The organism is Phyllobacterium trifolii (genome assembly GCF_014192095.1).
GTDB lineage: Bacteria > Pseudomonadota > Alphaproteobacteria > Rhizobiales > Rhizobiaceae > Phyllobacterium > Phyllobacterium trifolii.
This window is the reverse complement of record NZ_JACHXN010000008.1, coordinates 1-24,597: the sequence shown is the minus strand read 5'-3', so window position 1 is coordinate 24,597 and position 24,597 is coordinate 1. Positions and strand designations below refer to the sequence as shown.

General features: G+C 54.1%; 22 protein-coding genes. 9 read left to right on the top strand and 13 right to left on the bottom strand.

Annotated features, from left to right (window positions below; translation table 11 throughout):
• Positions 1–183 precede the first annotated feature (183 nt).
• Both alaS and FHS21_RS13565 read left to right on the top strand, forming a co-directional pair.
• Complete coding sequence (gene alaS / locus FHS21_RS13570; RefSeq protein ID WP_112528403.1) at positions 184–2,841, top strand: alanine--tRNA ligase; 2,658 nt, start codon at positions 184–186, stop codon at positions 2,839–2,841.
• A gap of 410 nt (positions 2,842–3,251) precedes the next feature.
• Entirely contained in the window at positions 3,252–3,758 is a 507-nt protein-coding gene (locus FHS21_RS13565) for a hypothetical protein (protein ID WP_158482233.1), read from the top strand.
• Here FHS21_RS13565 and FHS21_RS13560 read toward each other — a convergent pair.
• From FHS21_RS13560 to FHS21_RS31340, 5 genes are all read right to left on the bottom strand, one after another.
• Positions 3,755–4,069 (bottom strand): YciI family protein, encoded by a 315-nt coding sequence (locus FHS21_RS13560; protein ID WP_162701883.1) that lies wholly within the window; start codon positions 4,067–4,069, stop codon positions 3,755–3,757. The two genes, FHS21_RS13565 and FHS21_RS13560, sit on opposite strands and share 4 nt — an antisense overlap.
• A 233-nt stretch (positions 4,070–4,302) precedes the next feature.
• Entirely contained in the window at positions 4,303–5,538 is a 1,236-nt protein-coding gene (locus FHS21_RS13555; RefSeq protein WP_112528397.1) for an aminotransferase-like domain-containing protein, read from the bottom strand.
• A gap of 138 nt (positions 5,539–5,676) precedes the next feature.
• Positions 5,677–6,891 carry an NADP-dependent isocitrate dehydrogenase gene (locus FHS21_RS13550; RefSeq protein ID WP_112528395.1) on the bottom strand — a complete coding sequence of 405 codons (1,215 nt, stop codon included), beginning with the start codon at positions 6,889–6,891 and terminating at the stop codon, positions 5,677–5,679.
• 318 nt (positions 6,892–7,209) lie between these two features.
• Entirely contained in the window at positions 7,210–7,410 is a 201-nt protein-coding gene (locus FHS21_RS13545; RefSeq protein WP_183662321.1) for a hypothetical protein, read from the bottom strand.
• Positions 7,411–7,751: 341 nt separating this feature from the next.
• Positions 7,752–9,335: a DUF5677 domain-containing protein gene (locus FHS21_RS31340; protein WP_183662319.1), complete on the bottom strand. Its 1,584-nt coding sequence runs from the start codon at positions 9,333–9,335 to the stop codon at positions 7,752–7,754.
• 228 nt (positions 9,336–9,563) lie between these two features.
• Between FHS21_RS31340 and FHS21_RS13535 the strand changes: the two genes are divergently transcribed.
• The 6 genes from FHS21_RS13535 to FHS21_RS13510 all read left to right on the top strand — a co-directional run bounded on the left by FHS21_RS13535 (position 9,564) and on the right by FHS21_RS13510 (position 13,917).
• Complete coding sequence (locus FHS21_RS13535) at positions 9,564–10,424, top strand: hypothetical protein (protein ID WP_183662317.1); 861 nt, start codon at positions 9,564–9,566, stop codon at positions 10,422–10,424.
• Between the two features lie 635 nt (positions 10,425–11,059).
• Entirely contained in the window at positions 11,060–11,281 is a 222-nt protein-coding gene (locus tag FHS21_RS13530; protein WP_183662314.1) for a hypothetical protein, read from the top strand.
• A gap of 59 nt (positions 11,282–11,340) precedes the next feature.
• Positions 11,341–11,895, top strand: a complete 555-nt coding sequence (locus FHS21_RS13525; RefSeq protein ID WP_183662311.1) for a hypothetical protein — start codon at positions 11,341–11,343, stop codon at positions 11,893–11,895.
• Positions 11,892–12,437 (top strand): hypothetical protein, encoded by a 546-nt coding sequence (locus FHS21_RS13520; RefSeq protein WP_183662309.1) that lies wholly within the window; start codon positions 11,892–11,894, stop codon positions 12,435–12,437. The genes FHS21_RS13525 and FHS21_RS13520 overlap by 4 nt, the downstream gene beginning before the upstream one ends.
• Before the next feature lie 203 nt (positions 12,438–12,640).
• Positions 12,641–13,072, top strand: coding sequence for a hypothetical protein (locus FHS21_RS13515; RefSeq protein ID WP_183662308.1), 432 nt, complete (start codon positions 12,641–12,643; stop codon positions 13,070–13,072).
• Positions 13,069–13,917, top strand: coding sequence for a hypothetical protein (locus tag FHS21_RS13510; protein ID WP_183662306.1), 849 nt, complete (start codon positions 13,069–13,071; stop codon positions 13,915–13,917). Before FHS21_RS13515 ends, FHS21_RS13510 begins: the two co-directional genes overlap by 4 nt.
• Before the next feature lie 192 nt (positions 13,918–14,109).
• Here the strand turns inward: FHS21_RS13510 and FHS21_RS13505 are convergent, their stop codons facing one another.
• The 4 genes from FHS21_RS13505 to FHS21_RS13490 are packed head-to-tail and all read right to left on the bottom strand — an operon-like array spanning position 14,110 to position 16,590.
• Positions 14,110–14,709, bottom strand: a complete 600-nt coding sequence (locus FHS21_RS13505; RefSeq protein WP_183662304.1) for a hypothetical protein — start codon at positions 14,707–14,709, stop codon at positions 14,110–14,112.
• 12 nt (positions 14,710–14,721) lie between these two features.
• Positions 14,722–15,819 (bottom strand): hypothetical protein, encoded by a 1,098-nt coding sequence (locus tag FHS21_RS13500; RefSeq protein ID WP_183662302.1) that lies wholly within the window; start codon positions 15,817–15,819, stop codon positions 14,722–14,724.
• 31 nt (positions 15,820–15,850) lie between these two features.
• Entirely contained in the window at positions 15,851–16,150 is a 300-nt protein-coding gene (locus FHS21_RS13495; RefSeq protein ID WP_183662300.1) for a hypothetical protein, read from the bottom strand.
• Positions 16,147–16,590, bottom strand: a complete 444-nt coding sequence (locus tag FHS21_RS13490; protein WP_183662298.1) for a hypothetical protein — start codon at positions 16,588–16,590, stop codon at positions 16,147–16,149. The genes FHS21_RS13495 and FHS21_RS13490 overlap by 4 nt, the downstream gene beginning before the upstream one ends.
• 292 nt (positions 16,591–16,882) lie before the next feature.
• Here FHS21_RS13490 and FHS21_RS13485 point away from each other — a divergent pair, with 292 nt between their 5' ends.
• Positions 16,883–17,440, top strand: coding sequence for a phage terminase small subunit P27 family (locus tag FHS21_RS13485; protein WP_183662296.1), 558 nt, complete (start codon positions 16,883–16,885; stop codon positions 17,438–17,440).
• A 49-nt stretch (positions 17,441–17,489) separates the two neighbouring features.
• On the opposite strand, the gene FHS21_RS13480 is transcribed toward FHS21_RS13485, so the two are convergent.
• The 4 genes from FHS21_RS13480 to hsdR form a co-directional block, all read right to left on the bottom strand.
• Positions 17,490–18,584, bottom strand: a complete 1,095-nt coding sequence (locus tag FHS21_RS13480) for a hypothetical protein (protein WP_183662294.1) — start codon at positions 18,582–18,584, stop codon at positions 17,490–17,492.
• Entirely contained in the window at positions 18,584–20,371 is a 1,788-nt protein-coding gene (locus FHS21_RS13475; protein WP_183662292.1) for a restriction endonuclease subunit S, read from the bottom strand. Before FHS21_RS13475 ends, FHS21_RS13480 begins: the two co-directional genes overlap by 1 nt.
• Positions 20,371–21,846 (bottom strand): class I SAM-dependent DNA methyltransferase, encoded by a 1,476-nt coding sequence (locus FHS21_RS13470; RefSeq protein WP_246411023.1) that lies wholly within the window; start codon positions 21,844–21,846, stop codon positions 20,371–20,373. Before FHS21_RS13470 ends, FHS21_RS13475 begins: the two co-directional genes overlap by 1 nt.
• A 96-nt stretch (positions 21,847–21,942) precedes the next feature.
• Complete coding sequence (gene hsdR, locus FHS21_RS13465) at positions 21,943–24,321, bottom strand: EcoAI/FtnUII family type I restriction enzme subunit R (RefSeq protein WP_183662288.1); 2,379 nt, start codon at positions 24,319–24,321, stop codon at positions 21,943–21,945.
• Positions 24,322–24,597: the final 276 nt, after the last annotated feature.

Genomic DNA, 24,597 nt, shown 5'->3' with positions numbered 1-24,597 from the left:
TCCTGGGCTGGTGCCAAACGGCTTGCCTCCCTCATGGTGAGCTTGGCGTTGTTGCGAAACATCCTTTCACCCAGATTTTCTGGACAGGTCGCGGCCCTATCGCTACAAGCGGTGCGTTCTGCCCCTTTATCATTGAATGGGGCCAATTCCGTTTCGGACAATAGCAGGTCAGAAGGCAATAAGATGAGTGGCGTCAACGAGATCCGGTCGACATTTCTGAACTATTTCAAGAAGAATGGCCATGAGATCGTGGCGTCGAGCCCGCTTGTTCCGCGCAATGATCCGACGCTGATGTTCACCAACGCGGGTATGGTCCAGTTCAAGAATGTTTTCACCGGCCTGGAGCAGCGCCCTTATAGCCGCGCCACCACCTCGCAAAAGTGCGTTCGCGCTGGCGGCAAGCACAATGACCTCGACAATGTCGGCTATACCGCGCGCCATCACACCTTTTTCGAAATGCTGGGCAATTTCTCTTTTGGTGATTACTTCAAGGAAGAGGCAATCTCGCTTGCCTGGAACCTGATCACCAAAGAGTTCGGCCTTCCGGCAGACAAGCTCACCGTCACCGTCTATCACACGGACGATGCGGCTTTTGATCTTTGGAAGAAGATCGCCGGTCTCCCGGAAGAGCGCATCATCCGTATTGCCACCAGCGATAATTTCTGGGCGATGGGCGATACCGGTCCTTGCGGTCCGTGCTCGGAAATCTTCTATGATCACGGCGCGGACATTTGGGGCGGTCCGCCCGGCAGCGCCGATGAGGATGGCGATCGTTTCATCGAGATCTGGAATCTGGTCTTTATGCAGTTTGAACAGGTGACGAAGGAGCAGCGCATCGATCTGCCGCGCCCTTCGATCGACACCGGCATGGGGCTGGAGCGGCTTGCCGCGGTTTTGCAGGGCAAGCACGACAATTACGATATCGATCTGTTCCAGACGCTGATCCACGCTTCGGAAGAAGCAACCGGCGTCAAGGCGGAGGGTCCATTCCGTGCCAGCCACCGCGTTATTGCCGATCATCTGCGTTCGTCGAGCTTCCTCATTGCCGATGGCGTGCTGCCTTCCAATGAAGGCCGCGGTTATGTGCTGCGCCGTATCATGCGCCGCGCCATGCGTCACGCGCAGCTGCTTGGCGCCAGGGAGCCGCTGATGTATCGCCTGCTTCCGGCGCTGGTGCGCGAGATGGGCCAGGCTTATCCCGAGCTGATCCGGGCGGAATCGCTGATCTCCGAGACGCTGAAGCTCGAGGAAACCCGCTTCCGCAAGACGCTCGAACGCGGCCTTGGCCTGCTTGGCGAAGCAACGGAGTCTTTAAGCGATGGCGACAGCCTCGATGGCGAAACAGCATTCAAGCTCTATGACACCTTTGGCTTCCCGCTCGACCTGACGCAGGATGCGCTGCGCCAGCGTGGCATTTCCGTCGATACGGAAGGCTTTTCCGCTGCCATGGAACGGCAGAAGGCCGAGGCCCGTGCCCATTGGTCCGGGTCGGGCGACGCGGCAACGGAGACCATCTGGTTCTCCGTTCGTGATAAAGTCGGGGCAACCGAGTTTCTTGGTTATGAGACCGAGAAGGCAGAGGGTGTTATCACTGCGCTGGTGCAGAATGGCGCGGTTGTAGACAGCGCCAGCGAAGGCGACGCGGTGTCCATCGTCGTCAACCAGACGCCGTTCTACGGCGAATCCGGCGGCCAGCAAGGCGATACGGGTACCATCTCCGGCGATGGCTTCCTAGTGACCGTCACCGACACGCAGAAGAAGAACGACGGCGTTTTCGTTCATGTCGGCACCGTGACCAAGGGTACGGTGAAGGTGGACGTGCCGGTTGAGCTCACTGTGGATCATGCGCGCCGTACGCGCATCCGCTCCAACCATTCGGCAACGCATCTGTTGCATGAGGCGCTGCGTGAAACGCTTGGCACCCATGTCGCGCAAAAGGGTTCGCTCGTCGCGCCTGATCGGCTGCGTTTCGACTTTTCGCATCCGAAGCCGATTTCGGACAAGGAGCTTGCCGTCATCGAGGATCTTGCCAACGAGATCGTCCTGCAGAATGCGCCGGTCACTACGCGCTTGATGGCCGTGGATGACGCCATTGCCGAGGGTGCCATGGCGCTGTTCGGTGAAAAATATGGCGATGAGGTGCGCGTGGTTTCCATGGGCACCTCGCTGCACGGCAACAAGGCCGGCAAGAGCTATTCGACTGAGCTTTGCGGCGGTACGCATGTGCGCGCCACGGGTGATATCGGTTTGATCCGCATTGTTTCCGAAGGGGCAGTTGCCGCAGGCGTGCGCCGCCTTGAGGCTCTGACCGGCGAGGCCGCCCGCCGCTACCTCGAAGAGCAAGACGATCGCGTCAAGGCAATCGCCGGCGTGCTTAAGTCTACGCCGGCCGATGCGTTGTCGCGTGTCTCGGCGCTGATGGATGAGCGCCGCAAACTCGAACGCGAACTGACTGAAGCGCGCAAACAGCTGGCTTTGGCCGGCCCGGCTTCGGGCGGTGCACAGTCCGAAACGGTCAATGGCGTCGGTTTCATCGGCAAGGTGGTCAGCGGCGTCAATCCGCGCGACCTGAAGCCACTTGCAGACGATGCGAAGAAGACCGTCGGCTCCGGCGTCGTCACTTTCATTGGCGTATCGGACGATGGCAAGGCAAGCGCTGTCGTTGGTGTTACCGATGACCTTGTGGGCAAATTCAGTGCCGTCGAACTCGTCCGCATTGCCTCGGCTGCACTCGGCGGAGCAGGCGGTGGTGGACGTCCTGACATGGCACAGGCCGGTGGCCCCGATGGCTCCAAGGCCGAGGAAGCCGTGTCTGCCGTGCGCGAAGCTTTGGCGGGATAGGTCATCACTGACACCAGCCGCGCGTATTGCGCGGCTGGAATCTATCCCAAGTTGCTATTGGTAATAGATTGGCAAGTACGACTAAGTGTTTAATTTTAAATAATTATTTTCTTCCTGTGTCGGGAGTATTATCTTGGATGAATAGTTTATTTGTAATATTGTGTTAAGTCGTTTGAAAATTTATTGTGCATTAACTTGAATATGAAGGCCGCGGTAGTCGGTGCCGTGCTTCGGATACCTGTAACTCTCTTTTTAAAGTGCTGAGGTTCTTTATGCCGCGTAAAGCGGCGGATTGTTACTTATACATTGCTTGGGGGATTGGCTTGGTGAGGCGCATCTTTGTTCTGCCAGCGCTTGCGATTGCACTTTGTTCATGCATAACGCAGTCAGCAATTGTCAAGGATGTGCACGTGGGTGATCAGATAGCCTATGGACCAGTTGTTACGGCCTATTACGCTGTTTTAGAGTTTCTGCAAATCAGACCGTTTTATTCGATGAAATCGGGGTATGGCTTCGAGACGCGCTTCGCTAGCTATGGCAAGGCCTCATTTATCGAGGCTTGGAGCTTTGGAAAGCAGTTAGACTACAGCAAAGGTGTGTCGCAAAAGCGGATTTGCTTCCAAGCGCCGTGCATGATTGAGGAGACAGGGCTTGTCCTTTTAAGCGAGGCCGATTTTCTGGCAGCTGAGCAAAACGGTTTTGCTTTCGCGTTGGTAGGCAAGCTACGAAGGATCAATGGGAAGGCATCAGCGCAGGCTTTTGGCGCGGTGCTGAAGCTCAAAAAACAGCTCGCGCCCGCTGCGCCAGCGGTTCAGGTGATAGAGCCGCCTCCAAAGCCCTATCCGGATCTGGCTTTGGAATTGGATGCGAAATCGGGAGAGTTACGTCCACGTGAACAGGTCCTGACCCTGGATTAGCCGGCGCGAAACCCTCGCGCGGCCGCAATATGCATCGGCGCGATGCTGTAGCTGTTCAGTCCCGCCATCACCGTCGGGTCGTTCTCGGCAAATTGTACTGCTTGATTGTGATCCACGACTTCGAGGAGCGCGATGCCGAACCAGCCGTCCGGGTCTTGCACCGGGCCATAGGCGAGAACGGTTCCCTCTTCGAAATATTCGCCGACATAGGTCACGTGCTGGCGCATCAATTCCTGTTCGTCGTCGTCCATATCGTCGGCGAAGGTCGGGCGCGGCGGGATCAAGCGGAAAAAGAAATGCTGCGTGGTCATCGTTTCAGTCCCCCTGGTTCGATGGCGCTGTGACACTCCATCATACCGCAGGAACATGGGACTTGCGATCCAGTAAATATTTGCCGCTTTGCGGTGGCTATTTCCTTGAGCCTAAACGAAAATTTGTTATGGGTCGCGAAAATGGCGGTTTTCGAGCACCGAAGCGCAGCGTACATTTGGTACGTGAGCATCGGAGCGCAGAAAAACGCCAGTTGCAGCCCTCCATGGAAAATTTACCGTTGGGCTCTTACCTGATCCATTTCGCTTTTGATCAGTCCGCCAAGCCGCTGCATGCCTGTATCGATCGCTTCGGCATCTGGCAGCGAGAAGTTCAGCCGTATCGTGTTTCTGCCGGTGCCATCGGCGTGGAAGGCCGCACCAGGCACGAAAGCCACGCGGATCTGCTCGATCGAACGGGCGAGCAGCGCCGCACCATCCATATGGTCCGGCAGCGTCATCCAGACGAACATGCCGCCCTCCGGCTTTGTCCATGTGACGCCTTCCGGCATATATCGTGCCAGGGCGTTCAGCATGTGATCGCGCCTTTGCCGGTAATGCTTGCGCGCCTTTTCCACCTGTGCATCGAAATGGCGCTCCGCCACGTGGTGAATGACCATCTGGTTGATGGTCGGGCTGTGCAGGTCGGCCGCCTGCTTGATCAGGACCAGCTTGCTGATGACCGGGTGTGCTGCGCAGATCCAGCCAACACGCAAACCGGGCGTCAGGGTTTTCGAGAAGCTGCCGGAATAGAGGACGCGTGTCTGGTCGATATGGCCTTCGCGCTCGATATCCAGCGCCAGCAATGAGGGCGCATTCTCTCCCTCGTAGCGCAGGGCGCGATAGGCGGCATCCTCGATCAGCGGAATATCGAGTTCATGCGCCAGATCGATCAGCTTCATGCGATCGCTGCGGCCGATGGTTTCGCCGGTCGGGTTGGAAAAATCGCTGGTGAGATATGCGAGTTTCACCTGGCCTCCCGCCGCCCGCGCATTGGCCCGGTAGGCGTCAGGCGTCATGTTGCCGCCGTCGGGGATCATGCGATCGTAGTGCGGCTCATAGGCATTGAACGCCTGCAGCGCGCCGAGATAGGTCGGCCATGTGGTGAGGATTGTGTCACCCGGCGAAATGAACAGCTTGCCAAGATAGTCGAGCGCCTGCTGTGATCCGGTGGTGATGATGATGTTGTCGATCGTGCAGGCAACGCCGAGCGATGCCATGTATTGCACCAGCCATTGCCGTAGCGGCTTGTAGCCTTCGCTCACTGAATATTGCAGCGCTGCATCCGCATTCTCATGCAGCACGGCGGCATAGGCCTCCTTGATCGCATCTTTTGGAAAGAGCGCCGGGTCTGGAATACCGCCGGCGAACGAGATGATGTCCGGCTGGTCAAGCAGCTTCAACAGCTCGCGAACTTCCGAAGCGCGCATCTTGCCGGTGCGTGCCGAATACCGGGCATCCCAGTCGCTCATTTCAATCCTCCCATGTGCAAAGGCACTCGACCGCAATTTCGTTATTATGTCAACAATGCTGTCGTATATTTGGGTTTTCAATTTGACAATATAAAAAGCCCCGGCGAACCGGGGCTTTTTGTTGCATCAGGTGCTGGATCAGGCAGCCATGGCCTTCGACAGGTTCTCGTTGATCTTGTCGAGGAAGCCTGTGGTCGACAGCCAGGGCTGATCCGGGCCGATGAGCAGGGCGAGATCCTTGGTCATGTAACCGGATTCTACTGTATCCACGCAGACCTTCTCGAGCGTATTGGCAAAGCGCTCTAGCTCCGCATTGCCGTCGAGCTTGGCGCGGTGCGCGAGGCCACGCGTCCAGGCGAAGATCGAAGCGATGGAGTTGGTCGAGGTCTCTTCGCCCTTCTGGTGCTGGCGATAGTGGCGCGTTACGGTGCCGTGCGCAGCCTCAGCTTCGACGGTCTGGCCATCCGGCGTCATCAGCACCGAGGTCATCAGGCCGAGCGAGCCAAAGCCCTGCGCCACGATGTCGGACTGCACGTCGCCGTCATAGTTCTTGCAGGCCCAGACATAGCCACCGGACCATTTCAGCGCCGAAGCGACCATGTCATCGATCAGGCGATGTTCATAGGTGATCTTCTTGGCTGCGAACTTGTCCTTGAATTCGGCGTCGAACACTTCCTGGAAGATATCCTTGAAGCGGCCGTCATAGGCCTTGAGGATGGTGTTCTTGGTCGACAGATAGCAGGGAACGCCACGATTGTGGGCATAGTTCAACGAGGCGCGGGCAAAGTCGCGGATCGAATCGTCCAGATTGTACATGGCCATCGCAACGCCGGCGCCTGGTGCGTCGTAGACTTCGTGCTCGATGGTCTCGCCATCGTCGCCGACGAACTTGATCGACAGCTTGCCCTTGCCGGGGAATTTGAAATCGGTGGCGCGGTACTGGTCGCCGAAAGCATGACGGCCGACGATGATCGGTTGCGTCCAGCCTGGAACAAGGCGAGGGACGTTCTTGGCAATGATCGGTTCGCGGAAGATGACGCCGCCGAGAATATTGCGGATCGTGCCGTTAGGCGACTTCCACATCTTCTTCAGGCCGAATTCCTCAACGCGCTGCTCGTCCGGGGTGATCGTGGCGCATTTGACGCCGACGCCATATTGCTTGATCGCGTTGGCTGCATCGATAGTCACCTGATCGTTGGTCGCATCGCGATGCTCGATCCCGAGGTCATAATATTTCAGGTCGATATCGAGGTAAGGATGGATCAGCTTTTCCTTGATATATTGCCAGATGATGCGAGTCATCTCGTCGCCATCAAGCTCGACGACCGGATTTGCAACCTTGATCTTTGCCATGGAGTGTCAGCCTCTTTTTTGCTGCGTCTGGGAGTGTCAGCACGGGATTAAAGTGAGGGTTCGCGCCCCTATAGCACCACGATTGCAGAACGCAAAGTGAGGGATGCGGTGGTTTGAGGGTGTTTCTGAAATATTCGGCTTTGCAGCCCTCGCAGGATGGCAATGGCGCTGTGCGTGGTTCGACAAGCTCACCATGAGGGAAATGGAGTTTTGCAGGGCGCCAGCGCAGAAGCCCCTCTCATGCAATCAACCAACCTCCCTCATGGTGAACATGCCCATATCGTAACATATTGATATTGTTGGCGAATTAATTATCGGTTAAATGCTTCCCGGTTGCATTCCTAGTTCGCCCATGCCGTATCGCGACCGATTGGCGAGGCCATGAACGGAACGCTGCGCCAATGCCGAAGCGGTGGTAACCGGCCACAAGTAGGCCGATTTTTTGCCGGTTTTTCCCAGCTTGACTAGATCAATCGCGGCTTCGGCGATGGTAATCGTGATCCAAGTCTTTACAGACATAAAAGCCGTTCCAAAGAACAAGCCACGCCGATAGTGCTCCGAGCGAATTTGTATTTATAATCTGATACGCGGAACTTTGACCATTCGAGGGGTCGTTCCTTTTTGCCCAGAGACCTATGAGGGCCAATATCCACCAAACGATGATAAGAACGGCGGCAAAGTTCCAACGATAAGCGACCGCCGCAAGACACATAATCAGAAACGATCTGTAGATGTTGAGTTTGGACATTCAACTCTCCTAACATGGAGCGCAACAAAACGACACAAGCCCATACGTGGCGCAGGCTGGTGGCGTCTCGCAACCAATAACCGAAGGCATGGAGCGCATTTGCGCCAATGCATCAATTTTGAGATTCAACGGCAACAACGTTGATGTTCTCATCCGGCTCTTCCTCGACCATACTCTTATATGCGGTTAGTCGTTTTTTAAAAGGCGGATACATAGCACTCACGTCATCCAGCATCCTATTAATCACTTTGCAAGCATCAGGTAAAACCGAAGGCATCGGCAAAACCTGAGGGCTTGGAATCAAATGGAACCGATGGAGTGGATTAAGGCAGTTTACGAATACCGTACTCCTTGTACTAGCCCACTGCCCGTGCACATACCCCGATGCCCAATCGTAAAACTTGTCGTAGATATCTTTCACACCGGCGCTCTCCGCCATTTTGCGAAGGTTTGATCCAGCCCAATGACCGAGATCGATATCCGCTAGTTCCATCCATCGATCTTCGTTTGCAATAGTGTGAAGCTCGTCCAAATCGATAAAGTCTGGAAGGTTCACTTCCCTCATATATTTGAGGAATGCCAACTTTGTTTGCCCCGTTCCATACTTCCGGTATTGGAGCCACAGAGTCGGGTTGTCTTCTTTGATCAGGTAATGGAGCAATATAAATGTCTCCATAATCGTGCGTAGCGTCATGCGACCATCTACTTGGTTGTGGCTTGCTGACGAAGCGCAACATAAACCCAAGTGCGACGCGTACAATGCCAGCCCAAAAACAGCTTCATGTTTTGGATCGGCCAGAGTTGTTGCTATGGTCTGCATATAGTGACTAGCAAGATCAGCGGCAGTTTCCGCTATATCCTTCGAGACCTCTTGTGGCCCTTTTTGACTGTCGGGATACCTCGACAAAGCAAAGCAGGGTGTATCCTTGAACATTTGCTGCCAAAACAGTTCGGGATCATTCGCAGGCATTGTCGCCCGTTCAATCGGCCAATGCTTTTCTTGGCCCTCAATCTGAAACTCGATCGTTCTCAGGCCGATTTCCATCGCACGAATGCTGGGTCGCACTGCCACCTGATCGCCAATTTCCGGATAGCCAAGAATTTCGTCGAGTTTCTCCTTCATAGATTCGTCAAACTTTAACTGCTCTCTGCAATGCAGCACGTACATGAGCTTGAACCATCGAATGTCCGTCGATTGTTCCGACTGATGATCAAACACGTTGTTAATGGCATCGACCAAGAATTCGATCGCTGCAGCCTTCTCGATGGGTTGGAAATGCCTCGCCCAATGTGCTCTATCCGGTAAAGCCTCTACCGCGAGAAGTGCACCTAAATACTCATGGAGGCGTTTGTCATCCAGAACCGGCTCCATCATTGCGTCAAACTCGTCATCTGTCGTTACTGACAGGAAATTATGCGTAACGTGGAGTTCTGCGTGTTTGGGAACGTTGTCATGCGCAGCGTGAAGCACCTTTCGAAAAACATTTAAATATTCGGTGCGGTCTAAAGCAGAGACTACGAGCACAGCCCACAGCGCATTGGGAACACAATAATTGAGCCAATTCGCGGGATCCCTAACATCGCCAAGAGCAGCAAAGGGGCTCAGTACTTTGCCCTTGTGCTGCTTGAGTCCGGCCAGCGGGGACATGTTGTAGTTTTTGTATCCGGCTTTCTTTGCCTTGTTGCTTTTCTTCACCGCCCGATTTCCCCCAATCAATAACCACCAGCATCTTGCCAGTTGTAGGGCGATTACAATTGGTTGCAATGCCTCCACGCCGACTGGCGCAACCTGATTCGTCGAAAAGCAAGAGCTAAGTACTCGCTTCGTGCATGCTTGCAGTGGATGGGAATGTATATCCGCCGCCTGCATTGATTACGATATGGTTGCGGCGGATCGTCTATTGGCAACGATAGGAGCGATTCGATGACTTCAACCACTGACGGTAATAAACGATGGCACGAGGTGGGCGCGTTCAAACTACTAGCTTGCGTCACCATCCTAGCTATTGCCGCTGTACTGATCTTTCGACCGGATGCTTTGCCCATCAGGGAAGTCATGGCCAAAGATCAGTTTGCGGCTTGGGTCACCTTGCTTGCGGCGTTCATCGGATTTGGCGCGATCGCCTACCAAACTTCGAAGGGTTTCGATCATCTAATTGCCTCGCAAAAAAATCAGGCCGAAATTGATCGGCTGGCGCGCGACGAACAGGCGGAGCGGGATCGCGAGGCCAGAATGCATCAGGCCGCGATTGCAAGAAACAATATTCTCGATGATCGGATTGCGAAACGCAAAGCGCTTGCGGCGGCGTTGTGCGGCGAACTTGGCGCCATAACGTTGGCCATCAACATATCCTTCGATGCCGTCAAGATGATGATCATTGTTTTCGAACATTTCGGTGAGACAAAGTTGGGTCCGAATTTCGACGTGACATGGCCAATGCCGAAAATTGATCCCATTGTTTACAAGGCCAATATTGCTGATCTGGGTCTGCTCGGGCCTTCGACTGCTGGCGATGTCGTCCAAATTTACCAGTTGGTGCTAACCGCCCGGCCGCCCATAGAAAATTCCAGCCTTACCGGAACCATGGCGTCTAAAATGTTCGGGGCCCAACATGAGCATTTAAAAAAGTGGGTCACGAGTTCCTATCACGTCCAGCAGCGGCTACTGAGCCAGTTGGGCGATAGTACAGAGGACCCCGGTCCCCTGTTTTTTATGAACAACCCCGAGACGATCGCTGCAACGGAAAAAACGACGACGGCTAGCGGCTCATCGCTTGATCCATAATCGAGTTCGGCGCTTCAGCCATGGCGACGGCCCCGCTTGTCGTCGAGGTATGAAAAGCCGTTTTCTTGTATCTTCGGAACCCTAAGAGGCGATGCTGTCGCCCATGGAAGATATATCGACATATATACTCCACGCCGTGATTGCTAAGGCGATAACGATGGAACCTATCCAAAGGTTACAGACGATTTTACCAAACCTCGTTGCGTAAAATCCTCGTATTTCCTGCAAAGCTATGGTGAGCCGAGTATTTTGAATTCTGAGCAACTTCACTAAAGGGTTCCAGTGAAGGTCGTCCTTGCAATAAAAGTCGTCGATCCAGAAATCCCTGCGTTCGGTTATGCGTCGATACAGATTAACGAAAATTATCCCACCACCGAGAAAAAAACATACCGATAACATTAGGTCCATAATTGTGTATCCCAAGATGATGTCTTCCCCGCATTCTGCGATTGCATGCATGAACTGCCGCAATGAAGCGGGGAAGAGCCCGATATAACAATTCGTAAAACCTTACGGGAGATTTTGACGCTGGTTTAAATCCAGGCTGGTAGTGCTTCTGGCATGAACAAGACAAGAAATCTTATCGATACGCTCAAGGTCGCTTCGCCCGTCTTGGGGCTTGCTGTGGGGACATCTTGTCGGCCCACCATCCCGACATCAAAAGGCGGGGTGGCAATCATTGCCTTGCTCCTCTGTTCGCCATGACGCCGTTTCTTTATCAGGTTGTCATGACCCGCCCTGCGTTCGCCGATCTGGTGTTCATGGCAACCCTCGCCTACTATAAGCGAACTTGGCCTATCGTTCGCTATTATCGTTCGACCAAGCAGTATCTCGCCGCAAACGGGTGGTTGGGATAGACTGCGCGACGAAGCTCTGCCTATCCATCGAAACATCAACGCCGCTAGAGACATTCGAAATGAAGCGTTTCCTGCTTACTTCCGCCGCCGCTGTCGCTACATTGTCCGGTTTGATCACTCCTCCGGCGTTCGCCAAGGACACGTCCTTTGCCTTCAAGGGCACGTACAACGGTACCGAATTTTCAATCGACAAACTTTCAGCCGAGGATTGCGCTAAGCTGCTCGCTAAGACGACCGTGGCAATCAGGCGAAATGACGGGGCGCGCCAGATTGTTCCTGCCACCGACGTCGAAGGACGCCAGTGTATTGCGATGAGCGAAACGGAAGAGCCGGACAATACTCTACGCTTCAAGGGCTTCCCGCCGGTCAAGGTCTACAATGGTGGCGGCAGCTATGGCAGCGATCGCATACAGGTAGGCGACGGCCCCAAAGTAGATCTCAGTATGGGTGCACAACAATGGACGTGGGAAGATGCTGGGCACTCGTACTACATGGTCGACAACCTTTCGGTCACCGACAAAAAAACCGGCAAAGACGTCTGCTATCAGCAAGACCCACCGCAATTCTCTTGTGAGGTCAATCCGGTCGTAAAAAAGAAGGGCAAGAAGAAATGATCCTCGCCCGGGTCCTTAATAATACAGCTATCGTTCTTCTGGCTCTCTCCGGCAGCAGCTTGGCGCAAACAGCAGAAGAAACAGCAGCATTTCTATTTCGCGGCATGTCCGATTCTGGCTCAGAATATCAGGCATTGAAGATGGGCAAAGAAAACGAAAAACGTCTGTCCACCGATCCTTTGACGTTTGGTATCGTTGTTGACGGCGCCGTCACAATTGAGCAGATCAATGGCTGCCAGTTTCGCTTCACCTATGTCTTCCCGCAAGGATCAAAGGCGGCAGCCAAGGGAAATCGAATTGAGACCGTCGATTTTGCCAAAGCTTACTATCCGCCGATTGATCCAACAAAAAATTATTTTCCGACTGGCAGCGAAACCTATGACTACGGCAATGACGACGGTTTCGTTCAGATCATGCGGCCAGACGGCACCAGCGAAATTCTAAAAGCTTATGACAAGAACCCGATTTTGCGTGACCCTGTCCGCATTCGTGCGGCGGTCGAATACATGAACGCCAATTTCTGCAAGACGAAGGCATTTTGAACCACATCACCCACCCCGCGAAATCTACGGAACTGAGTTTCCTACAGCAAGCAAACCCGTACGCTATCGTTTGACTGTCGAAGATTCTTTGATCCGCCAGCCTGCGTGCCGCAGCTGCCAATACGGTGTCAGCACGTCAATTTCGTTTACGTTGTACAAATATAGAATTGCCATACTATAGTTCGTAGTCGAGGGAGCTTTACATGGTGAGTCGGGACGAACTGCTGTTGATCGCACTAGCGGCGGCTGGTGAAAATGCGCGGTTTACACCCGTGCAAGTGCAGAAGCTTTGCTTTCTTATTGACCGTGAGGCATCCCATCTGGTCGGTGGCTCACATTTTGACTTCCGGCCTTACGACTATGGTCCGTTCGATAGCGCGGTCTATAAATGTCTGGAATCGCTGGAGCAGCGTGATCTCGTCAACATCAGCCAGAGTGGGCGCTACAAGACCTATTCGCTAACCCCCGACGGCTATCATCAAGGTCGCCAGATACTTGACGGTATGCCGGAAAATGTCAGTACTTATTTCATCAATCTGGCGAATTGGCTCCGGCGACTGTCGTTCACCCAATTGGTCGCGACCATCTATCGACGTTACCCCGATATGAAGATCAACAGTGTCTTTCGCGGATGACGGTAGTAGTCGGCTTCCTTTGTTCAGATGGAGTGGTGATCGCTGCCGACAGCATGCTTACTCCGAGCATGGGCAACATGGGCGTCGGCCACCATCACGGAAAGAAAATTTCGATCCTTGCAGGGTCGTCCCAAGTGTTTTGCTTTGCGGGCGATCTGGGCATCGCCATGAGATTCAAAGTCATGGCTGAATCTGTTTACGCTCAAATGCAAAATGTCGCGTTGCCACTCGATTACCCGTTGGCGATCACGCAGAACATCATGAACCAACTTAGGACGACCGAAAGCCTGCATGCGGCAACAGGCACAAATACCTTGCTTGCGTTTGACCATGGCAACAACCACCAGTGTTGCGTCTTTGAAGGTGCAATGCAGCCGAGGCTGCTCGATCAGGATCACTACTATGTAGCGCTGGGAAGTGGGAAATTATCTGCCGACCCTTTTCTTCGCTTCCTCTCCGATATTTTCTGTCCGGATGGACCACCGACGGTCAGCGAAGCTATTTTTCTGGCGACTTGGGCAGTACAGCATGTGATTGACGTTAATCCCGGTGGCGTTGCAGGGCCAATTCGGATTGCCACATTCGTGCTTGATCCAATAACGCAGCAGTATGGTGGAGTTGCCCTGCCAGACGAAAAAATAGAAGAACACCGAGAGGCCATAGCAAATGCAGCGGAAACGCTGCGAGGATGGCGGGGTTCGTTTGGAGCTGGCGCAGCTGAGCAGCCAAACGAGGGAAATGCAGAAGTTAATGCGCCTGTTGAGCAGCAAGACGCGGACGTGCCAGAAATGCCGCAAGCGCCGGATTTGCCGCTCCCACAAGAAGACGAAAATGTAGCAGTTTAGCAAGGCCCCGTCTTGTCGTCAGCCAGGGCGTTTCCTCAGGGCATCGACTTCGCTGCGCAAACTTGCAAGTTCCCGTTTCAGCAGAATGATCTTGCGCACGCTGCTGTCCTTGAGCTGCTCCTACTTGCTCACATGGGTGATCGGCGACCGCATCCGTGCGCATAAGGAAGCCGCTTTGTTATCGTTCCGTTCTCACGCGAATTCGCCACCTCCCAGATGTTTCGCGGCGCGCGCTGCAATTTCTTTAGGCCATAGACGCGCACCAGACTTCTCCATCTCGGCTAGCCGCCGTCGGATCATGGGTCTCAATGTGGGCTGATCGGCTTGCATCCTTGCCTGCAGGATCAAAGCTTCGATCCCATCGAAGTCTGGGAACAGCACGGGGGTTGATTCCAACGCCAAGCGGGCTCCATCAAAGCAAGGCTCGGCCCAATCCAGGACTGTCGCTGGCGGTAATGGTTGCGCGAGGCTGATAGCGATGGTCTTGAGCAGCGGTTTCCAAGGCCGCAAAACAGCGACAGCTTCTTCGATATCCTCATCGTAGAGGCGATCCAATTTGTCTTCATTGCCAAGAATTAGAATTGAAGCGTCACCGGCTGCACGTATCAGGTCGCGCGCTTCACCGCTTCCGGCGTATGACCCGTAGACGTCAAAAACTGCGTCGCTCAGGCTCGTCTCGATAGCGAGAATCGCAATGCCGTGCAACGCGAACATGACGATATGACCCGCCTCTGCGGGCCGGGCGTAGCTGGCTACGGCGGTTAGATCAACTGGGCTTTCGACGTCGGCCATTCTGAGCTCCCCCTAGCTTTTGCCGTATAGAAGGGAGAGCCGGTAAGGCATTTTTTCCTCGTAACGGGCGGCAGCGGCGTTATAGCCTTCGCGCACCGCCGTCCCCTCGTCATTCGGCGGAATTGTCGCGTCGCTCTGCGTCTTATGCGCCGCGACGGCATCTGCATGGGCCATGACTCCGATGACCTTAGCTTGACGGTCCCATGCATCGGCAGCGGCGATTAGGGTTTGCGACATTGTGTGCATACTTGTTTCAGCCGCCAAGACGTCGGTGCGATCAAGGACCCCGAGGGCCTTCACCTCATTAAGCAGTGAACGGAGGCGCAATGTTCGGGCATCGCCCCATGTCAGATCGCCAGCGAGGCCGAGCCCAAGAAACCGCAGGCGTAGCGCCTTGTCGATGAGCTGCAAGCCGAGAGTGGTGATTGGTATCTGTTTGCGGTCGACATCGTCATGCTCGTAAATCGTGCCGCCAATCTCGCCAATAATGCGCTCAACCGCCTGCACATACAGCATCAACAGGCTTTGCTTGCGCGACGCACGACCGCGTTCAAGCGTGCTTCCGTTAACGCGTTTGATTGAGACAAACGCTGGTAATGACTTGACGAAATGGTATTCGCCTGCGAGCGCTGCAAGTGCATCACGGAAGCTTTTGGCATAGCTTTCAGCTCCTATCCCGTTTTCCAAACTCTCGCTCGACAATGCGTCAAGACTGTCCTCGATTTCCCGCAACCGGGTGAGCGCGATAACCTGAGCTGCTTCAATAGCCGTCTGATGGGCAGGATCGGTCTTGAGGTCGTCAATCTGTTCTTGTAGGCCCTTGCGCAGATCGCCGAGGACGTCACGTACCGCTTCTGCAATGCTTTTCATCGTATCATGAGATTCACGACGGACGCGGCGTTCGATGTAGTATTCCAAATGCTTGAGCTTACCGTTGTTCAACCGGATGTGGCTGGCCTCATGTGTCGGCCACCACTCGCCATTACTGCCGTGGTAACGGCCAGGTTGTTCGTGATCGGCGAGCTGTATGACTGTCTCAGGGTTCTTTGGCTGCGTGGGCAACCGTGCCACCGAGCCGGTGGTTCCATCTGGTGCAGGTGCCTTGTTCATTGCCTGTCTCCCATCTGATGTTCTTTGGGGTTTACACGTCCAAACCCTTGATCCGCAGCATTTCGATCACAGCGTCACGAATACTGCGTATGAATTCAGTTGCATCGGATCGCAGTTCCCGGCCTTCCTCGTCGATCGCCACAAGCTCATAGCCATGCATGCGAAACTCAATAAGCCTCGGAGCTGGTGGACCGGCTGGCCCGGCGGGACCGGCGGGCCCTTCTTCGCCGCGCGGGCCGTTTGCACCCTGATTGCCTTTCGCGCCGCGCGAAGCAACCAGCGACCAATGTCCTTTTTTGCCACCGTTTGCGCTATACATCGTCATCATCATTTTCCTCTTCCGATCCAGCGCAGGACCTTGCTGATCTCCACGCTCATTGCCGCAGGCGAAAGCTGATCTCGTTCTGCGTACTGCATCGCAGCACGACGAACCCAGCGGTCATCGTTGCCAAACCGCGGATCGGCGAGACAAATCTTAATCACCGCGCGGCATCGTTTCTTCAGATCGGCCTGATACTTTTGGTCGTACTGTTGCTTATACTCAGCGAACGTTCGAGGTTTGGGCAGCTTCGGTGTAGGCTTGGTTTTTAAGGCTACTGGCGTGGGCGCGATCAGTGCGATGGCCCGGCGCATGGTTCGTTCATCAAGACCTTGCTGCAGGCCGACAGTTAGGCACGACCGTTCAAAAACCTCGCGCGACACCAGTCCGATCAATATCTCCTTGTTGCGTACAATCTTGCGGGCGGTCTTGAAATCTGGAGCGCTAAGCATCGCCGTTCCTCGTCAGAAAACCTCAAGTTTTCCTGCTGCAAGTTTCACAATTAAGTCGTCACTCAGTATACCCTTATGGCAGATGTAGTGGCAAACAGTTTAAAATGTTCAAATTTGGCACATTATGTAGTAATTCCGATGGTCAACGTTGGCAACGATGCAAAGAGGGTGTAACTTTCGGCTCGCGATCGGAAACAAGCGATGGCGTACTAAATCGCGGCCCAACAGCCACACAGTCGGTGGTTCCAACGAAGCGGACAATTGAACCCAATGCTGAGCAAGGAGCCAGCGCATGAGCGGAACCAAGGGCCGATCAGGCCGCAATCCGAAACCGTTAGCAGTGCTGCGGCAGGAAGGTGATCGCGGTCATCGCGGACCAAAGCTCAAGAGGATGGTTGAACCGCAAGCGAAAGGAACGCCGAAATGTCCGACGCACCTGAGCGATATCGAAAAAGCAATCTGGCGGCATGTCATTGCCCACGCGCCAGCCCAGGTCCTCAACCGTTGTGATGACCTGCTGCTCGAAGTGCTGGCCGTCAATCTGGCACGTATGCGGCTCGCCAACAGCACCGTCGACAAAACTGGGCTCGTGGTAAAAGGGCCGCAAGGTGCCATCATTAATCCCTTGGTCCGGATCGCTAACGCCAGCGCAGCTATCGTGCGCAACATATGCAGTGACATCGGCTTGTCACCGGTTTCGCGCGCTCGACTTATTCAACTCGAGGACTTTGAGAGCTGCGATACTGTTTTCGAGAGTTATGTTTTCGGTGATGCCGACGATACCTCGCTTTATGGCTCTGCTGGCAATTCGCGCAGCAAACGTCCGCGCAACGGTGGACAGCTTAACTGAGCCATCGGCGTGAAGACTCACTCCCGTTACGTTTTGGCGTCACCGAGAGTTAATCATCGCGCGCCGACCCAACTTGTCCGTCGCATCTCTCGCAGCCGGACCAATAGGTACCCTCAGCATTGCCGGTGAACGGCTCATTGCACCATTCGCAGTACTCGATCTTTTCGGGCCAGCAAAAGCAATTGAAACAAAAGATCGTTTCGCCGTTATCCAATGTGCCCGCTGTCTCAGGGATGTGACTGCACTCCGTACATAGCGCTGCCTGATTGGGATCGTCGTGATCGGCTTTGCCTTCGATCGTGTACTCGTACAGAACATCGCTTAACTCAATAGATGTTCCACAGTCGCTACAAGCCCATGTCTCGCATTCCTCAATGGGTAGCAGTATTTTACTGCCGCAATCTTCGTTGGGGCAATCGTGTAGAAGAAAGCTCTCCTTCGCGAGGCAAACGCGACATTTATGTTCATGAGGACCGATGTAATCGAGTACGTGGGCTTCAAATCCGCACGCGCTACACACCGCCAAATTGGCACCTCCCTGACGGGCAGCTTCAAGTTCGGGTTGGATTTGCGCATATACGGCACCTAGATATTCGCGGTGTCTCTTCATGGACATGTTGATGTCCGCAACCTGCTGTTGGAAAGCTGCGAAAACTTCTGCCCAATCGTCGCCTAGGAGGCGGCGAAGATAGAACCACCCACGGCACTGCTCTAAGATGACAGCTTCCCGCTGCTTTTCTTGATCTGGCTCCTCGATGTCAATGAGATGGTAGAAATGTACCATACGGTTGCGGTGCTTACGTAGCTCCTCAAACGAATTAATCGCATTCGGCGGTACGGTGACTTGTGCAACTTTTTTCAACCTGTGAACTGCCTGCTTCAGTCCGACAGTTTGCGCTTCGCCGTTCAGGAATTCATCGATGTCTGCTTTGTTGGGATCGGCCACGATCAGCGACCAATGCTCATGCATCAGACGCGCTTTCAAAAGCAACTCGACTCCAGAATAGAAGTTTATGACGGAATATTTCAGAGCGTCAGGTGAACCGTTTTCCCAAAGTTGCTCGATTGCCTTGGATACGAAGCCGAATCCGTTCTCGCAGAGGCGCATAAATTGCTGGTCGTGTGTAAGCGCGGTTTTGGCCATCAGCGCCGCGCATCAGCAAACAGGGTCTCAAGGTCGACCATGGCGTTTTGAATGGTCGCATCTGAGAGGTTTAGCTTTTCGATCTTTGAACGCCATTCGTCGTCAGCCTCGATGTAGGCAAGGATCGCCGCCGGAGTTGGTGGGGAGTTCTGCCGGTTCAACGCCAGCGTAGCATAATCGATCGTAGCTGAGATTTCCCAGATATCATTGGATTTAAACTTGAACCGGTCGCGGACCCACGCGGCGGTAGTGGCGAACTGATATCTTTCAATCCATTCGTCCAGCTCTGCGGTGACGCTGCCCAGCGTATTACCTTCCCCGAAGTTCCCGACGGCCCGCTTGATCCACTTCTTATCGGTAGCAATCTTGATGCCACCTGAATACCGCATGGACGGATTATAGGGACCTGCCGCCTTACGCAGATAATCCTTATCCAATGCGGTTTCACCCATATGGCGGCGGGCAAAATAGACCGCTTTTTGAAGTCGGAAGTTGCCTATCGGTTGGCCACCGTCTTCTTGGAAAGCCTTAACGATTGCACCCACAAGAACCGCTTCCTTAAAGGACGTGTCAATTGTGGTCGTCTGCGATTTGGGTAGTCGGACAACTTTTGTGCTGGAAGCCGACTGTGAGGCGTGCGTCGCGTCCGGTTGCCGCTCAAAAACCTCATGCAACATTGCGGGAATTAGAGTGTCTGCCTCCTGCGTACGAGATTTAATGGCGGCTGCCGCTTGCCTTACTTTTTGGATAATCCCTAGCGCCACTCTTTGGTGATCCAAGCTGGGCATACGCAATTCCAGTGCTGTCAACATTTCGGGGCGAAGACGTTCACGTCGCGCGCCTTGTCCTTTAGTCATTTTCGAAAGCTCCTGCTGAAACCACGGTGTAACGATCAGCGCGGACAGGTATTGGTGGTCAAGCCTATCTTCATCACAGCGAAACGTGCGGTACTCAGGCGAAACAAACCAACCATCGTGCTCGCTTGAGGCTACCGCGATCGCACCTTCCCAGCCCTTAGGCTGGCTTACGATTAGCGCGCCCTCATAAACCTGATTGAATTTCTTGTATGCTGTTGCTGTGCCTTTCACGGGTTCCTTGAAAAACAGCCCATTTCCAAAGCTCCGAATTCCGATTTGCGGAAACTCTTCATCGGCTTCTACTGCGACCTGCCGCTCGTCTAGCTGCGCAAGTTCCCCAAAACGGATGGGCTCAGGAGATGAAAGTTCACTGTGCAAGCTGAAAACCAGATCGTGACTTTCCTTCACAGCAGTTTTGGAAAGTGCCCGCACTTGCTGCATTGCGAGAGATGCCTGTTCCAACCTTTGGACGATTGCGCGCTGTTCATCGAGCAGTGGAAGGGGAATGACAATCTCCAAGAATCTCTCTGGTTTTAGGCGGTTTTGACCACTGGTACCACGAGACAGCAGGTCACACTGGTCCCAGAGCATCCGTGTTTTGGTGAACCAGTAGAAGTAGCGCGGAACCAGGGCCGTCTGATCGATCTCGTAGACGGGAAACTCTGGAGAACCATAGCAACCGTCCAGGTCTTCGCTGACGACGCTAACACTCCCATTCCGCGCCCATATTTTATTGACGATGATATCGTTTTTCTTCAATTGCGTGAAATTGGCGTATTTTGTCTCGGCCCCGGAAATTGTTTCGCGCTCATATGCGCCCGCTCCCCACAGTCGAACCCCGATCTGACGATATTCTTTAGTCGGCGCGACTGGCTCCAATCGCTTCACCAGTTGCGCCACAGTGGATAATTTTGCGGAGCGCCAAGCCACTATACCATCTCCGAAAGAGTGTGCTTGATGTCGATCATGATGGCGAGAATGCGCTGTTCCTTCGCTTCGATGCTTTCGACGATTTCAAGCGGGGTGCGGTGATCGATGACGCCGGCAGCATTGGGGTTTTTCATGTCAAGATTGCACGCCACGACGCGCCCTGCTTCATCGGTCTTGATGAGGTCGGGGCCGTGGACTTTCCATGCTTGTTCGTTCTCTCCGCGCGCTTTCCACCATTCAACGCAGGGCTTCAGCTCGTCGAAGGTCAACGGCGCTGTTTTAGAATATTTCTTGCGCCCTTCAGGCTTGGGTTGCTCGTAAAACCAGATTTCATCGGTGGCCCGGGTAGTGTCAAAGAATATGATGTTGGTGGGAATATCCGTATAAGGCGCGAAGACGCCTTCAGGTAGGCGGACCACCGTATGCAGATTGAACTCCTTCAGCAAGTCCGCCTTGATGCGCGCGGCAATCCCATCGCCAAACAAGACGCCGTGTGGGACAACAACAGCAGCGCGTCCTTTGCCGCCACGTTTCAACCGCCGCATGATGAGTTGTAGGAATAGTAACGCCGTTTCCGCCGTTCGCCGGTCTTCCGGGAAGTTGTTTAGGATGCCGGTTTCTTCCTCGCCACCGAACGGTGGATTTGTCAGAATAACGTTCACACGGTCGGCTTCACCGATTTCCGACAGGCGAGCCCTCAACGAGTTGTCGGATGTGATCTTCGGCGCTTCGAGACCATGCAACAGCAGATTCATCTGTACAAGGAGAAATGGGAGCGGCTTGGCCTCACCGCCGTAGATGCTTAACGACTGAAGGACATCGCGTTTCTCGACTGTATGGGCTTGTTCGGCCATGTGAGCATAGGCTTCGGTCAAGAATCCGCCAGTGCCACAGGCCGGGTCAAGCACTGTTTCTCCAAGCCGGGGATCACTCATTTGAACCATAAATCGCACTATGGGACGCGGCGTATAGAATTCACCAGAGTCGCCCGCTGCATCGCGCATTTCGCGCAGAAGCGTCTCGTAGAGTCGTCCAAGGGTATGGACTTCTTCCGAGGAATCGAAGTGGATGCCGTCCACCAGATTGAAGACGTCACGCAGTAGGTAGCCGCTTTCCATGCGGTTGGAAAGCCCACGGAAAACGGTGGCGATGACATCCTTGCGGCCACGCGTGCCATTGTGCCCACGAAGATTTCGAAGATAGGCGAACAACCCTAGCCCTTGCGTGCCATCGGGGCGTTCGGCTACATCTGATGTCAAGAATTTGATGAGATCCGGGCCGGTGATGCCGCCCTCTTCCGCCGCCCAATCACGCCAGCGATATGGCGCTTCAATGGCTCCGCGATAGGGCTTGCCCGCCATTTCCGCTCGTTCTTCCTCGATATGCTCCATGTCATCCAAAAACTTCAGGAACATAATCCATGTTAGCATCGGGAGCCGGTCGAGGTCGCCGCTCAACCCCTTATCTTTGCGCATAATTTTGCGCGCCGATTTGATGATGCTGTCTAGGCGCTGGGCAGTTGTTCGCGGCTGCTTGTTTTTTTGTAGGGATGCCAAGGTCATTTCACTTTCTTATGCGCTGTAGAGGCGTTTTTGCAGTTCGTTGACGGCTTCGCGCATGGCCTTGCCGCCGCCAAATCGGGCAGCGATTTCCACCACGTTTCCCCAATCGTTGAAAGGCGGGACTTCTAGCACTTCAGGCAGCTTAAACTGGGCTGTCCCGTACTCCGCGTATTTCTCAATAAGCGCATCGAGCACCTGCCGCGCACCCTCTTCATGCTCTTGAAAGAATTCGGTCTCTTCACGCTTTAGACGTTCCGCGCGTTCCCGTCGCGTACGAAGCGGCGCGTTGTAGGCAAGGTGGCAAAGCAGGTCGAATGGGTCCGCGTCGGGCCTCCCTACAGCTTCGCCCAGCGTTCTGGTATCGATGCCCTTTTCTTCAAGCTTTTCGATAATATCTGCGCGCCGCGCGGGGTCGAGCCAATCCTTCCTAAGTTCGGACGCGTTGGGATAGAGTATCCGCACCTTCTCGCCGGTGTAGTCCGTCAGTTGACGACAAACTAATTGCTTTCCCTCGGAATCGAGTTCGTAGACAAGTTGGCGGATAATCTCTACGCCACCGCCATCGTAGTAGAACTTTCGGGGGAAACTAGGATCGGTGTCATCGGGGAGTTTGTCCGTCGTATCGCCGATTTCAGTTGTTTCGGTGTCCCCGGGCGTGTCGGTCTCGTTGGTCACGTCGGTTTCGTCTATGACCTCACCGTCGTCGTTGATAACCTGTTCGCGCTCCCTCACAGGATCACCATCGAAAGCAGGGTCGGCGAATTTTTCAGTCGCAGTGCCCGTGTAGTCGATGATGTTGAAGGCCAGTTTGCCGTAGTCAGGGCGCAGGCGGGTTCCACGTCCAATGATTTGCTTGAACTCCGACATTGAGCCGACGACGCGCGCCAAAACAACGTTCTTGCACGTTGGCGCATCGATGCCAGTTGTCAGCAAATGAGAAGTCGTAAGGATTACAGGAGTTGTTTTATCGATGTCCTGAAACTTTGCTCGATGTCCCGACCCGATGTCACCTTCGTCTGAGGTCACACGGCACACATAATCGGGATATTGTTTTACGAGGTCCGCGTTGAGGCGCGCAAGTGCGTTGCGCATCTCAAGAGCGTGCTCTTGGTTAACGCAAAATACAATGGCCTTTGCGAATCGATCGCTCTGCTTAAGGAAGGTAGTGAGGTGCGTGGCGAAAGCTTCCGTGCGTGCGCGCAAGGCAATTATGCGTTCAAAGTCTCTTGTTCCGTATTGTGCATCCGGTATCTCGCGACCATAGCGGTCGAGCTCACCTTGCGAAGGACGCCAACCTGCTGCGTCGAAGTCGGAAATAATTCGGTGTACTCGGTAGGGAGCTAGGAAACCGTCCGCGATGCCTTCGGCAAGGCTATATTCGTAAATTGGATCGCCGAAGTAGTTGTAAGTATCAGCATTATCTCCGCGCTTCGGAGTGGCAGTCATGCCGATCTGGTACGCTGGTTCAAACCACTCAAGGATTTCACGCCAATTACTGTCGTCGCGTGCACTCCCCCGGTGACATTCATCCACGATGATCAAGTCGAAGAAGTCGTTTGCGTATTGCTTGAACACGCCATCACGAGATTCGTCGCCAGCGATAGCCTGATAAATGGCGAAATAGATATCTCTACCTTTACTCATTTCCCCGCCACTGATCTTGAAACGGGCATCCCCGAAAGCGCTGAAGTCTTTATCCTTGGGGTCGTCTACGAGAACGTTCCGATCGGCCAAGAACAGGATTTTAGGCTTTCTGTTTTTTCCTTTTGGATTCCATCCACTGTTCCAAAGTTTCCAGCAGATTTGGAATGCAACAGCCGTCTTACCCGCGCCTGTGCATAAAGTGAGTAGGACGCGCTTACGGTTCTGTAGGATCGCCTGCACTGTACGATTGACTGCGATTTCTTGATAGTAGCGTAGTGGCTTGTCCTTATCGGGAAACGTCGGCGATAGGAGGTGGTCCTTAATGTCGCCGTCAAGTTCTTCGACTTGGGAAAGGCGTTGCCAAAGCTCTTCTGGGGATGGAAATGACGTTAGATCGCGTTCTATGCCCGTCGTGTAGTCTACCTCGACAATCTCTCGACCATTGGTCGCGTAGGCGAACTTCAGGCCAAGAATTTCCGCGTATTCTTTTGCTTGTTGGAGACCGTCGGCAGCATGCTTGTATCTTGATTTCGCCTCGACCACAGCAATTGGGAAGTCGGGCCGATACCGGAGAATGAAGTCGGCCCGCTTTTGCCGCCCTCGGCGCGCCTTGCCGCCAACAAACACAATGCGTCCGTCAGTAAATGACCGTTGCTCGTTCACAGCGTAAGGTGGGCTGTCCCAACCGGCATCGACGAGTTTGGGCACCACTTCCTTGCGGCAAGTGTCAGCTTCGGTATCCAATCTGATGAGCCCCCACGAATAGATGTCAAAATCTGGTCCCTAAGTTACCTGCCCATTACACAAAGCCCAATGGGGAAAAAGAAGATTTTTGCTATACTATCCAATTTCATCGGCCATTTCCTTCTACTATCCGGTAGAACATCAACGGCGCTCGACGAGTAACTTCGTAAGCTGATGGAGCTGACCTGCTCCCCTTTGTGTCCGCATTTATAAGTTAGCTCTGTTCTGGTTTTGGCCTTTTTCGGACCGGGTTGCGAACTCATAGGGTGTCATGCC